Raw genomic sequence first — 13310 nt, 5'->3', positions numbered from 1 at the left:
GTGTCGGGGTGGGTGTGGAAGTCACCTCGCGTCATGGTGCCTTGGATGACGTGAAGGGTTGACGCTCGAAACGCGCGGCAGTGTCATGCGCCCCGATTCCCCGAGCTGTTGCCCCGCCCTGCTCGGGAAGGGAACGACATGACCGACCTCCCCCAGACGTCGAAGCTCCTCGGCGTGCTGCTGTTGTCCGCGAGCCTGCTCCAGGCCGCGCCCGCCGTGGCCGCCTCCCCCGTCAAGTCCTCGGCGGTGCCGAACGGAACCTTCGAGGTGGCCGGAGGGTCCTCCTCGGTGCCCGCGTTCTGGCGTTCGCAGGGACCTGGCAAGGTGGCCTCCAGCGCCGAGGGCAAGGTGGAGGGCTCGCGCGGCCTGCTCATCGAGAGCCCGCAGGGCGGTGGAGAGACCACCGTCGAGTCCGAGAACCTCCAGCTCCAGGTGGGCCAGCTCTACCGGCTCAGCGCCTGGGTGAGGACCAAGGGCGTCCAGGTCGACCCCCAGGCCCGCTATCCCACGGCCCACGGCGCCTGCTTCTCGATGAAGAGCTTCCCCTTCACCAACTGCGCGCCCGCCCCGGGCGGTGAGGCCGGCACCCGCGCCTCCGTCCTCTTCTTCGCCACCCAGTCGTCGGACCGCGTGCAGCTCCACCTGGGCCGCAACGGCAAGGCCACCGGCTCCGTCTGGTATGACGATGTCCGCCTGGAGCCCGTGGAGGACATCACCGCGTATGTCCCGATGGAGTCCGTGCGCTGGGCGGGCAAGGGCTTCCGCTACGACGACGGCGGGTGGATCTACGTCCACATCGAGGGCGAGCCCTACGAGCGCGGCGTCCAGTTCGGTGAACTGACCTCGCAGGAAATCGTCCGGTACATGGAGAAGCTCGGCATCCAGAAGGACAAGACGGATGCGGCCAAGGGATGGAGCCACCAGCGACTGCTCGCGGACTCGCTCTTCCTGCGCAAGTTCGACGCCGAGTACCTGGAGGAGATGAAGGGCATCGCCGACGGCGCGAACAAGGCCGGCGCGAAGTTCAAGGATCGCGAGCTGGACGTGCTCGACATCGTCACGCTCAACACCGCCGTGGACGCGGGCCAACTGGAGGAGGCCAACCGCGCCACCTCCACCTCGCTGTCCGGCCGCACCTTCCTCAAGGCCGACGAGGAGGCCGAGCGCGGAGGCAAGGGCGACCACTGCTCCTCCTTCGTCGCCACCAAGTCCGCGACGAAGGACGGCCGCGCCATCATCGGGCAGATTTTCATGTGGAACGGCTACACCGGCGTCCACTGGGACGTGGTGCTGGACGTGCAGCCCACCCGGGGCCACCGCTTCGTGATGCAGACCTTCCCGGGCGGCATCCACAGCGGCGCGGACTGGTTCATCAACTCCGCGGGCATCGTCATCGGCGAGACGACGGTGGGGCAGACGCCTTTCGACCTGAACGGCTCCCCGCAGAGCAACCGCATCCGCAAGGCGGCGCAGTACGCGTCCTCCATCGATGACGTCGCGCGCATCATGAAGGACAACAACAACGGCCTGTACACCAACGACTGGACGCTCGCGGACACGAAGACGGACGAGGGTGCCTGCCTGTTGCTCGGCACGAAGAAGACGCGGCTGTGGCGCACCGGCAGCAAGGGCAATACCTCCGACACGCCGGGCAACCTCAAGGACTTCATCTGGGCGAACAACAACAACCGCGACTTGGAGGTCCGCAAGGAGTCCGTCTCCAGCCCGGACAACGCGCCCGCGGACCTGGCCTTCAACACCTGGAACCGCGACATCGCCTTCTGGGAGTACTACGCGAAGTTCGGCAAGAAGGGGTTCGACCTGGACTCCGCCACGCGGATGATGGCCTCCAGCCCCATCAACCGCCCGCACGCGTGCGACGGCAAGGTGACCACGTCGGAGATGGCCGAGAAGCTGATGTTCCTGGCCCACTACGGCAAGACGACGCTGCGCGAGAAGATGATTGGCAGCCGCTTCATGCCGGACCTGCCCGGCGCCACGCCGCACCTGTCGCTGGGCTACACGACGTTCAGCCCCATCTACGTCGCCGCCAAATTGAAGGAGGCGCGCAAGACGTGGAAGGCGCCCGAGGAGCCCCAGGCCGCCAAGCGGGACTTCTCCCGGGTGAAGGACGCGGTCGGCTTCGACAAGTCGCTCCTGTGGGCCAACACCCTGTTCCCCGCGTCGGACGGGGAGAACTGGCTCATCAGCGGCACGTCCGCGTACTGGAAGCTCTTGCGCGACGTGTCGGCCCACGAGGACAAGCAGGACAAGGCCTTCGACGCGCAGCGCGACGTGCTCGCGGACCTGAATGACCGCTACCTCTTCACCACCTCGCGCGAGGCGGACGTGCTGCCCGCCTCCGTCAAGACGGAGTACGGCCGCTATGGCACCTATCTGGTGCCGCGCATCAAGGGCACCTTCGCGCTGCACCAGCTGCGCCTGCTGTTGGGCAACGCGGACTTCTCCAAGGTGATGAACGCCGTCCACGCGCGCTACGCGAACAAGGACATCTCCACCGCGGACTTCAAGCGCACCGCGCAGGAGGTGGTGGGCAAGGACGTGGGCTCCTTCGTCGGCCAGTGGCTGGAGCGCACCGGCCTGCCGCAGCCGCGCTTCCGCGCCACCGCCGCGCAGGTGAAGGACGGCTATGAGGTGACGCTCAAGGTGGAGCAGCCCGGCCCGAAGCCCTGGCACTTCGTCACGCTGGTGGAGGTGCACACGGCGAAGGGCTCCACGCTGGAGCGCGTGGAGGTGAAGGGCACCGCGAGCGAGACGTTCGTCCTGCGCACCAAGGAGGCGCCCGTGCGTGTCGTCTTCAACGCGGGCAATGACCTTCCGGTGCCGCGCGAGCGCTACCAGGTCCTGGCCAACCAGACGGATGCCTGGGAGAAGCTGCTGATGGTGCACGGCACCGCCCGGCAGACGGAGTCCATGCGCACGCTGGTGCTGGGCTACCGCGAGTCGCTGGCGGATGTCTTCACCGAGCGGCTGGTCCCCGTGGCGCCGGACTTCGAGGTGACGGACGCGCAGCTGGCGGATCGCGACCTGGTCGTCTTCGGCGGGGCGGAGGACAACGCGCTGCTTGCCCGGCTGGCCCAGGAGAAGAAGCTCCCCGTGGAGCTGGGCCGCCGCTTCTTCCGCTGGCAGGGCAAGACGTATGGCCGCCCGGATGACGGCATCGCCCTGGCCCTGCCCAACCCCTGGAACCCCAAGCGCGCCCTGTACCTCTTCGTCGCCAACAGCGGCATCCAGCTGTGGCACATGACGCGGACCTACCAGCGCAACCTTCAGGGCTGGGCCCTGTTCCGGAACGGCGACGTGACGACGAAGGGCTTCCATGACGTGGAGGCCCTGTCGCAGGACGTGACGGTGACGCCGGCTCCCGCGCCCGTCGCGCCTCCGGTGCCCGCCCCCGCCACCTCGGTGCCCGCGCCCGTCATGGGCCAGCGCTGAGGGCCTGAGGCGGGAGTGGGCGCTCGCGGCCTCGCCTCCTGAACGGGGGCGGGGCCGGAAGCGGCTGTTTCCACGGAATTGCAACCAGGGCAGGGGACTCCCTGAGGAATAGGGCGGGCGCGCGGGTGTTTTTCCTGCCTGCCCGGATGGACGACGACCACTCGGGTCCGGCAGCATCCCCCGTCCCTTTTTCCTCTCGGAACCTCATGAGCCCCAAGAAGTCCATTGCCCACCGAGCCTGGGCGACCAGTGCCCTCGGAACCCTGTTGCTGACCGGCTGCGCCAGCGCGCCGCAGCCCGCGCCCACCGAGGCAACTCCGCCTCCCGCCGCTTCCGCGTCCACGCCCGCGCCCGTCGCGGAGGCCGTGTCGGAGGAGGCGGTTCGCGCGCTCGGCGTCGAGCTGAAGAACCTGGACCGGGGCATCCGTCCCCAGGATGACTTCTACCGGTTCGTCAACGGGACCTGGCTGAAGAACACGCCCATCCCCGCGGACCGCGCCCGCTATGGCTCGTTCATCGAGCTGGCGGACAAGTCCGAGCTGGCGCTGCGCGCCATCATCGAGGAGTCCGCCACCGCGAAGGAGCGCGCGCCGGGCTCCACCGCGCAGAAGGTGGGCGACCTGTACAACAGCTTCATGGACACCGAGCGCATCGAGTCGCTCGGCGTGAAGCCGATTGCCCAGGAGCTCGCGCGGGTGAAGGGCCTGAAGGACAAGGCGCAGCTGCCGGAGCTGTTCGCGGAGCTCCAGCGCAGCGGCATCCAGACGCCCTTCGCCTTCTTCGTGGGCCAGGACCAGAAGCAGGCCACGCGCTACATCGCGTACGTCAGCCAGAGCGGACTGGGCCTGCCGGACCGGGACTACTATTCCAAGCAGGAGCCGCGCTTCATCGAGATTCGCGCCGCCTACGTGGCGTACATCGAGAAGCTCTTCACCCTGGCCGGTGAGAAGGACGCGAAGAAGGCGGCCGAGGCCATCCTCGCGCTCGAGACGACGCTGGCCGACAAGAGCTGGGACCGGGTGAAGAGCCGGGACCGCGAGGCCACCTACAACCTCAAGAGCGTCAAGGAGGCGGAGGCACTCACCCCCGGCTTCTCGTGGACGCGCTTCTTCAAGGCCGCGGGTGCCCAGGCGACGCCCGCCGTCATCGTCCGCCAGCCGACGTACTTCGAGGCCCTGGCGGGACTCGTCAAGACGACGCCGCTGCCCGTGCTCAAGCAGTACCTGACGTTCAAGGTGCTGGCCGGCCGCGCGCCGATGCTGTCGAGCCCCTTCGAGCAGGCCTCGTTCGAGTTCTACGGCAAGACGCTGCAGGGCCTTCAGGAGAACCGTCCGCGCTGGAAGCGCGGCGTGTCGGCGGTGGAGGACTCGCTGGGCGAGGCCGTGGGCCAGCTCTACGTGGAGCGCCACTTCAGCCCCGCGTCGAAGCAGCGCATGGTGGAGCTGGTCAACAACCTGCGTGAGGCCTTCCGTCAGGGCATCGACGGGCTGGACTGGATGAGCGCCGAGACGAAGGCGCAGGCCCAGGCGAAGCTGTCCAAGTTCAACGTGAAGATCGGCTACCCGGACAAGTGGCGGGACTACTCGCGCCTGGAGATCGTCGCGGGCGACCTGCTGGGCAACGTCCGTCGCGGTGATGCGTTCGACTTCCAGCGGATGGTGGACAAGCTGGGCAAGCCCATCGACCGCGAGGAGTGGGGCATGCCGCCGCAGATGGTGAATGCATACTACAGCTCCACGATGAACGAGATTGTCTTCCCGGCCGCCATCCTCCAGCCGCCGTTCTTCAACCCGGACGCAGACGACGCGACGAACTACGGCGCCATTGGCGCGGTGATTGGCCACGAAATCAGCCATGGTTTCGATGACCAGGGCAGCCGCTCGGATGGCGACGGCAACCTGCGCAACTGGTGGACGGAGAAGGACCAGGCCGGCTTCAAGCAGCGCACGTCCGTGCTGGTGGCCCAGTACGCTGGCTTCAGCCCGCTGGAGTCCATGAACGTCAACGGCGAGCTGACCCTGGGCGAGAACATCGGCGACCTGAGCGGCCTCGCGGTCGCCTACAAGGCGTACAACATGTCCCTCCAGGGTAAGGCGGCGCCGTCCATCGCCGGCTTCACCGGCCCCCAGCGCTTCTTCCTCGGCTGGGCGCAGGTCTGGCGTGGCCTGTACCGCGACGACGCCATGCGGCAGATGCTGCTCACCGACACCCACTCGCCGCCGCAGTACCGCGTCAACGGCGTGGTGCGGAACATGGCGGAGTTCTACGAGGCGTTCGGCGTGAAGGAAGGCGACGCCGGCTGGCTCGCCCCCGAGAAGCGCGTGAAGATCTGGTAGCTCCCTGACGCTCCCACCGTCCGACGTGGGCGGTGGGACAGGGTGGGGTGCTTGCTCGGCCCCACCCTGAAGGGCCCCATGAGGCCGCCTGGACAGGGCCTCTGGGATGTTTACGCTGGGGCACCCCGTCACCGAGGTTCCTCGCGTGAGCTCCCTGTTGCTTCGACTGGTCTGTGGTTTGTTGTTCTCCGCGCTGGTGTTGGGGGCTGTCGTTCATCCTCCCGACAACCTCACGCAAGGACTGGGGATGATGCTCCCCGCGAGCATGCTGCTGGGCGTGGCCCTCAAGGGCCCCCGTCGCGGCATCATCCCGAAGAAGAAGGTCCCCGTGGCCGTGCCGGTGGAAGAAGCGCCGCCGCGCGCGTGAGGGCTCCCCGCGTCACGCCTCTTTCGCAAGGGTTTTCCGCAACGGTCCCTTGAGGGCTCGTCCTGGGACGAGGTTCTCGGGACGCAGGGGCGTAATCGGTGGGCCTCGTCTCGTGGCGGGAATGAGCCACCAGGGGAGGGCGGGTGTCGTCTAACGGGGCAAGCGAGGTGCATCGCGCGCCCGCATTCCTGGACGCACCACACCCCCTGAGGAACACGCATGCTCTACAGCAGCTTGTTGGTGCTCAGTCTTGTCTCGGCGACGCCACGACTGATTGCCGACCTGAATCCCACGCCCGTGACGCCCTATACAGGAGCCCGCGTGCTCGTCTCCGTCGGCGACCGCGTGTATTTCTCGCTGGCGACGGCGGCGGCGGGCAATGAGCTGTGGGTCACCGACCTCTCCCGGGGGGCAGCGCGGATGGTGAAGGACATCCACCCGGGGATGGGCTCGTCGACGCCTCGCCTCATGGGGGTGCTGGGGGAGCGGGTCTTTTTCCTCGCCGACGACGGTGTCCACGGCTCGGAGCCGTGGTCGACCGATGGCACCCCGGAAGGCACCACGCTGCTCAAGGACATCCGGCCTGGCTCCGGTGACGGGAACTGCCTCGGGTGGACGACCTGGGACTCGGCGCTCTACTTCCTCGCCAACGATGGCGTGCACGGCCATGAATTGTGGCGCTCCGACGGCACCTCCGAAGGGACCCACCTCGTGAGTGACACGTGGGCCGGTCCGTACGGATTCTCCAGTGAATCGACGGGGCTGCTCGAGTTCGAGGGTGCGCTGTACTTCAGCTCCCGCAACGAGCTGTGGAGGACGGATGGGACAGCCACCGGGACGCGGCTCGTGTACGCGGTCGACCAGTCCACGCGTTCGCGCGAGCTTCGCCTGTCCATTCGAGGAGGGAAGCTCTGGTTCCGCTCCGGCTACAGCAACATCTACCTCTGGGACCTCTACGTCACCAATGGCACCCCCGCTGGGACCAAGCAGGTCTCCACCATCGAACCGTTCACCGGGCCCAACCTCGACATCGGCCACCGGTCTGTGTTCGGCGCCTGGTCGGGTTCCAATCGCGTCTATGACATCGCGTTGAGGGCCTCGGATGGAACGGTCAGTGGCACGACGACGATTGCTTCCATCAGGTCCAATCGCACCACGTTGCTGGCCTCCTGGTTGGATCCGCTCGGGTCCCAGGTGCACTTCGCGGTGTCGACCGAGTTGGGTGTCGCGCTCTGGCGGACGGACGGTACGTCCTCGGGGACGCGCGTGCTCCAGTGGCTTGAGCGACTGGTGGGCCCCGTCTCCCGCATTGGCTCCCAGTTCGTCTACGTGGGAGTCGACTCGACCGGTCCCGCGGTGTTCGCGTGGGATGGCGTCGCAGCGCCTCGCGTGGTCCGAAGGTTCGCCGCGCTTCCCAGCACCAGCGTGGTCGTCCAGAACGGCGGGCGGCTCTACTTCGTCGCCAGCGATGCGTTGACGGGCCTGGAGCCCTGGACCACGGACGGCACGGAGGCGGGCACCGGGTTGCTCGCCGACCTCAGCCCAGGCGCTGCTGGAACGAGTGTCACGGCGTTCACCGCGGTCGGCGCCCAGGTGCTGCTCTCCGGGACTCCCGAGGGCAGTGCCGAGTCCGTGTGGCGGACCGATGGCACACCGGAAGGGACCTCGAGGGTCTTCGAAGGGCGACTGACCGACGTCGTGTCGAGGGGAGGGACGCTGCACGCGTTCTCCATCGAGGGCAGCGGCTTGTTGCTTCACGCCTTCCCCGAAGGCGGACCGGAAGGTGCCGTGACGGAAGTCTGGACCTGGTCGAACGCGGGGTCCTACCCCGAGAACTGGACCTCGGGAGATACGTTCGCGTACTTCAGCGCGACGAAGGCGCTGGGACAATCGTCGCTGCTTCGCACCGACGGCACGCACGCCGGCACGCACGTCATCCGTGATGCGTTCTCGTTGTATTCGACCATCACCCAGCTGGAACGCTGGGGGGACGCGCTCACCTTCCGTGAAGGCGCGGCGCTGTATATTTCGAAGGGGGGGCCTGGCGATGCCGTGCACCTGAGTCCCGCCTCTGGCAAGGCCCACCTGGGCTCGAGGATGATTCTGGGGCGCGAATGGGATTCAGGCTACGAACTGGCGGAGAGTGATGGCACCCGGGATGGAACGCTCTCGATGCAGTCGCTTGCCGGTCGTCCGCTCGACTTCCTCGCCGTGGCCGGCACCCAGGTGTTCTTCCGCCAGTACCTGACCAGCGAGAGCGATTACTTCCCGTACCGCACGGACGGGGCCCGCGTTGCGGGCTCGGTGATAAGGCTCGCAACCGTCCCCGCGGGGAAGCCGGTCGCCTATGAGGACCGGGTGGCGTTCGTCACTCAGGGCGCATCCCTCTGGTCGAGTGACGGCTCCGTGATGGGGACGGCGCTCGTTCCTGGCACGCAGGACGTGGAGCCCGCCGACTTGCACGCGGTCGGTCCGCTGTTGTTCTTCACGGCCAAGGGCGCGGAGGTGGGGCGCGAGGTCTGGGTGCTGCGTGGCACTCGTGCACAGCGGTTGGGCGACTTCGAGCCGGGGACAGGGGATACGCGGCTGCTCGCCGCCACGCGGCAAGGTACGGGCACGGTGCTCCTCATCCAGACCTCTTCGGGTCGGTATCTGGCGAGGACGGATGGGACCCCCGAAGGCACCACGGTGGTGGGCTCCGTGCTGGGGTCGTCGTGGCTCACCACGTACCGGGACACGGTGTTCCTGGATTGTGAGCTGGGAGCCGTGGGGTTGGAGCTCTGTCGGCTCGACCCGGGCGCGGGCGAGCCCTCGTTGGTCGCGGACCTCTGGCCAGGGGCAATGCCCTCGTCTCCGTCAGCGCCTATCACGGTCTCTGGCACGCTGTTCCTGGCGGCGGTTCACCCTGAATATGGGATGGAGCCGTTCGCGGTGGATGTCGACGTCACCCCGCCGGTCGTGAAGGCGAACGTGACAGGGGTGCTCGGCGCGAATGGCTTCTACGTGGGGGACGTCTCGCTCGCGTGGTCCATCGAGGAAGCAGAGTCGAGCGTCACCCAGACGACGGGCTGCGAAGCCGAGACGGTGACGAGGGACACCCTGGAGCAGGTGTTCACCTGCTCCGCGACATCGCAGGGAGGCACGACGTCGCAGCGGGTCTCCATTCGGCGTGACACCTCTCCGCCCACGCTGACGTGCCCGGTGGGGTTGAACGGCATCGAGGGAGCGGCGGTCCTGTTCGATGTCTCCGTGAGCGATGCGCTGGACCCCGCTCCGACGGTGGAGAGCGTTCCTCCTTCGGGCTCTGTGTTCCCAGTCGGGACGAGCACCGTGGACGTGGTGGTCACGGACCACGCCGGCCATCAGGCGACCTGTCACTTTCCGGTGACCATCACCGAGCGCCCGGTTGCGGACGCCGGACCCGGTGACGCGGGTCCTGGCGACGACGCGGGTCCTGGCGACGACGCGGGTCCCGGTGACGACGCGGGTCCCGGTGACGCAGGGGCAGGAGACGGTGGCGTGGTGGACGGTGGCGCTATCGTCCCCAGGCCGGAGGAGTCCGAGTCGTGCGGTTGCGCGGGAGGAGGAGGCTCCTTGTTCTTCGGCCTCCTGTTGCTCGTGCTTCCGACGCTCGTTCGCCGGCGTCGCTGAGCCGAGGCCCTCGGAGCGCCACTTGAGGGGTGGCGCTTCAGTCCCGCCACTCCACGGCGTGCCCTCAGCCCTTCTTCGCGGAGGGCTTGTTGAGGTGGGCGAAGAAGTCGTTGCCCTTGTCGTCCACCACGATGAAGGCCGGGAAGTCGACCACTTCAATCTTCCACACGGCCTCCATGCCCAGTTCCTCGTACTCCAGCACCTCCACCTTGGTGATGCAGTCCTTGGCGAGCCGGGCCGCCGGGCCGCCAATGGAGCCCAGGTAGAAGCCGCCGTGCTTCTTGCACGCGTCGGTGACGGCCTGGGAGCGGTTGCCCTTGGCCAGCATCACGAAGCTGCCGCCCTCCGCCTGGAACTGGTCCACGTACGCGTCCATGCGGCCGGCCGTCGTCGGACCGAAAGAGCCGGAGGCATACCCTTCCGGCGTCTTCGCCGGGCCCGCGTAGTAGACCATGCGGTCCTTCAGGTACTGCGGCATGCCCTCGCCCCGGTCCAACCGCTCCTTGAGCTTCGCGTGGGCGATGTCGCGCGCCACCACCATGGGGCCGGTGAGCGACACGCGCGTCTTGATGGGGTAGCGCGACAGCTCCGCGCGCAGCTCGCTCATCGGACGGTTGAGGTCCAGCTTCACCACCTCGCCGGCCAGGTCCGCGTCCGTCGTCTCCGGGAGGTACTTCGCCGGGTCCGCCTCCAACTGCTCCAGGAAGACACCGTCGCGCGTAATCTTGCCGAGCACCTGCCGGTCCGCCGAACACGACACGGCGATGGCCACCGGGCACGAGGCGCCGTGGCGCGGCAGCCGGATGACGCGCACATCGTGGCAGAAGTACTTGCCGCCGAACTGGGCGCCAATGCCCATGCGCTGCGTGAGCTTCAGCACCTCCTGCTCCAGCGCCACGTCGCGGAAGCCCCGGCCCAGCGCGTTGCCCTCGGTGGGCAGCGTGTCCAGGTAGCGCGCGGAGGCGTACTTGGCCGTCTTCAGCGCGAACTCCGCGGACGTGCCGCCCACGACGATGGCCAGGTGGTACGGCGGACACGCCGCGGTGCCCAGCGAGCGGATCTTCGCGTCGAGGAAAGCCAAGAGGCTCGTCGGGTTGAGCAGCGCCTTGGTCTCCTGGAACAGATAGCTCTTGTTGGCCGAGCCGCCGCCCTTGGCCATGAACAGGAACTTGTAGGCGTCACCGCCCGTCGCGTAGAGCTCGATCTGCGCGGGCAGGTTGTTGCCGGTGTTGGCCTCCTTGTACATGTCCAGCGCCGCCATCTGCGAGTAGCGCAGGTTGGACGTGCGATACGTCTCGAAGACGCCGCGGGAGAGGGCCTCCTCGTCATGGCCGTCGGTGAGGACGTGCTGGCCCTTCTTGCCCATGATGATGGCGGTGCCCGTGTCCTGGCAGGACGGCAGCACGCCACCGGCGGCGATGTTCGCGTTCTTCAGCAGCTCCAGCGCGACGAAGCGGTCATTCGCGGATGCCTCCGGGTCCTGGAGGATCTTCGAAAGCTGGCCCAGGTGGCCGGGGCGCAGGAGGTGCGCGATGTCCCGCATGGCCTCCCGGGTCAGCAGGGTGAGCGCTTCGGGGGCGACCTGGAGGAAGGTGCGTCCGCCGGCCTCGAAGGTGGAGACGTGGTCCTTCGTGAGCAATCGGTAGGGCGTCTCGTCCTTGCCCAGCGGGAGCATTTCCTGGAACTGGAAGTCGTTCATCGCGCGCGCCTCTTCGGGGGAGTCTTCGGCGCCCAGGAGTAGCGCCCTTGGCGGCGGGATGGGAGCCAAAAACGTGGACCGGGCCACACCCCAGGCCCCTGTCCGGCCGGGACCTGGAGTGAGGGGAGGGGGGCCGACGGTCGGCTGGTGGTCAGCCCGCCCGGCTGACAACTCGCGGCAGGCCCAGGTTGTGCGATGCTGTGGACCCCCGTGGCTTATTCCTCCGTACAAGCACTGTGGCTCTGCATCCTGGCCCTCGTCGGCGCCACGGCTCGCGCGGCTGAACCGTCCACCGTCGAGCAGCGGGCCCGCGAGGACCTGGACCGTCAGCTCCAGGCCCTGGTCAAGACGCCTCCTCCAGAGGTCGTCATCACCTACGAAGGGCTCCCGGGCGCGGGAACCGCGCGGGCCTACAAGCTGCTGGAGGTGGACTTCATCCTCAACGGCCAACCCCTGGCGGTACCGGGGCTGGACGTCATCTCCGGCCCGGGCATCCATCGCCTCGCGTCGCTGAAGGTGGAGGAGGGCTCCTACACGCTGGTGTCGCGCGTCACCTATACGAACAACGACGCGTGGAACCTCTTCAGCGAGGAGAGCGGCTTCCTCTGGAAGATGACGGCCTCCGTCACGTTCCAGGCGCAGAAGGGGCTGCGGATGCGGGTGAAGGTGATTCCCGGCATCAACCCCACCGCACCCGACCCTCGGCTGAAGCTGAAGCTGTCGCACGATGTATCGGCGGAGATGACCGCGCCACTCGCGGACGCCACGCTGGTGGAAGGCCAGGACGCGGGTGCGCCGCCCATCGCCGTGGCGCAGGTGACGCCTCCTGTCACCGCGCCGCCCGTGACGGCGCCTCCTGTCACCGCGCCGCCAGTCGCTGGGACGAAGCCCCGGGAATCTCCGGAGCAGGGCCCGGTGGCGCCGGGGCGGCTGCTGCTGAAGGTGCTCGCGGGCAAGAAGCCCGTGGCCGCCACGGCGTATGTCCGGGGCAAGGGCGCGCCGCAGCAGGTCCTCCTCGACAAGAACGCGCGCAAGCCGGTGCCGGTGATGCTGCCCCCGGGTGAGTACACGGTGGATGTGCTCTCCAAGGGGTTCCTGGCCCAGACGCGTCAGGTGAAGGTGAGCCGAGACCGCGAGGCCTCGGTGGCCTTCGTGCTGGCGCCCGCGCCCGCGCAGAAGGCGAAGCAGCCGCAGGTGAAGAACGAGCGCGTGGAGCTGCCCAAGCCCCCGCGCTTCGCGGAGAAGCAGGCCGCGCCGCGCAAGGACTCCACGGAGGGCCTGGCCCTGTTGGTGGACCTGCTGGTGCGGGACGAGACGCTGAAGCTGCGCCTGGAGGGACACACGGACAACCGCGAGGCTCCGGCGACGGCGCGACAGGCGCTCTCCGAGTCGCGCGCCAAGGCCGTGGCGGACCTGCTGGTGAAGGCGGGCCTGAGCCCGTCGCGCATCGACGCCTCCGGCCTGGGCGATACCCGTCCCAAGGCCCCCAACCTGATTCCGCGCGGGCGCGAGCTGAACCGCCGCGTGGACATCCTGCTGGTGAAGGGCAAGTAGCGCCCCTCGCCTCCTCGGGGCTCCTGACGTGTGCTTGGATGGGCCCCTTTTCAGGGGGAGCGTCCATGTCGTCCCAGGAGCCGGTGAAGAACGCGTATCTCGACCAGGTGCGGGAGCAGCAGCAGCGCCTGGAGGTGGACCTGCGGGCTCGCAAGCAGATGGTGGGCGGTATCGCCATGGCGTCGGCGAGCGCGTCCCGCCCGGCGTCACCCGGAGGAGGGGGCGGAGGAGGAGGAGGAGGTGGTGG

6 protein-coding genes and 1 pseudogene are annotated in these 13310 nt (G+C 68.2%); 6 read left to right on the top strand and 1 reads right to left on the bottom strand.

Annotation, left to right across the window (positions count from 1 at the left end):
- The first annotated feature begins 138 nt into the window (after positions 1-138).
- The 4 genes from HR086_RS37375 (at position 139) to HR086_RS37360 (ending at position 9810) form a co-directional block, all read left to right on the top strand.
- Entirely contained in the window at positions 139-3456 is a 3318-nt protein-coding gene (locus tag HR086_RS37375) for a C45 family peptidase (protein WP_174468027.1), read from the top strand.
- A 206-nt stretch (positions 3457-3662) separates the two neighbouring features.
- The gene (locus tag HR086_RS37370) at positions 3663-5792 is read left to right on the top strand and encodes a M13 family metallopeptidase (protein ID WP_174468026.1); all 2130 of its coding nucleotides are present in this window, start codon (positions 3663-3665) and stop codon (positions 5790-5792) included.
- A 145-nt stretch (positions 5793-5937) separates the two neighbouring features.
- Entirely contained in the window at positions 5938-6159 is a 222-nt protein-coding gene (locus HR086_RS37365) for a hypothetical protein (RefSeq protein ID WP_141648779.1), read from the top strand.
- Between the two features lie 219 nt (positions 6160-6378).
- The gene (locus HR086_RS37360; RefSeq protein WP_174468025.1) at positions 6379-9810 is read left to right on the top strand and encodes an HYR domain-containing protein; all 3432 of its coding nucleotides are present in this window, start codon (positions 6379-6381) and stop codon (positions 9808-9810) included.
- Between the two features lie 64 nt (positions 9811-9874).
- Here the strand turns inward: HR086_RS37360 and HR086_RS37355 are convergent, their stop codons facing one another.
- Complete coding sequence (locus HR086_RS37355) at positions 9875-11509, bottom strand: fumarate hydratase (RefSeq protein ID WP_141648781.1); 1635 nt, start codon at positions 11507-11509, stop codon at positions 9875-9877.
- 210 nt (positions 11510-11719) lie between these two features.
- On the opposite strand from HR086_RS37355, the gene HR086_RS37350 reads away from it, so the two are divergent.
- Together HR086_RS37350 and HR086_RS37345 are read left to right on the top strand one after the other, a co-directional pair.
- Positions 11720-13063: an OmpA family protein gene (locus tag HR086_RS37350; RefSeq protein ID WP_371745767.1), complete on the top strand. Its 1344-nt coding sequence runs from the start codon at positions 11720-11722 to the stop codon at positions 13061-13063.
- Positions 13064-13128: 65 nt separating this feature from the next.
- A pseudogene (locus HR086_RS37345) lies at positions 13129-13310 on the top strand (hypothetical protein); the annotation flags it as partial.

It is taken from the genome of Myxococcus sp. CA039A, assembly GCF_013336645.1.
GTDB lineage: Bacteria > Myxococcota > Myxococcia > Myxococcales > Myxococcaceae > Myxococcus > Myxococcus llanfairpwllgwyngyllgogerychwyrndrobwllllantysiliogogogochensis.
This window is presented reverse-complemented; position numbering and strand designations above follow the sequence as displayed.

Excerpts from the sequence above, each read along its gene's own strand:
- HR086_RS37375 (WP_174468027.1), top strand. The coding sequence starts at position 139 with ATGACCGACCTCCCCCAGACGTCGAAGCTCCTCGGCGTGCTGCTGTTG.
- HR086_RS37355 (WP_141648781.1), bottom strand. The coding sequence starts at position 11,509 with ATGAACGACTTCCAGTTCCAGGAAATGCTCCCGCTGGGCAAGGACGAG.
- HR086_RS37370 (WP_174468026.1), top strand. The coding sequence starts at position 3,663 with ATGAGCCCCAAGAAGTCCATTGCCCACCGAGCCTGGGCGACCAGTGCC.
- HR086_RS37360 (WP_174468025.1), top strand. The coding sequence starts at position 6,379 with ATGCTCTACAGCAGCTTGTTGGTGCTCAGTCTTGTCTCGGCGACGCCA.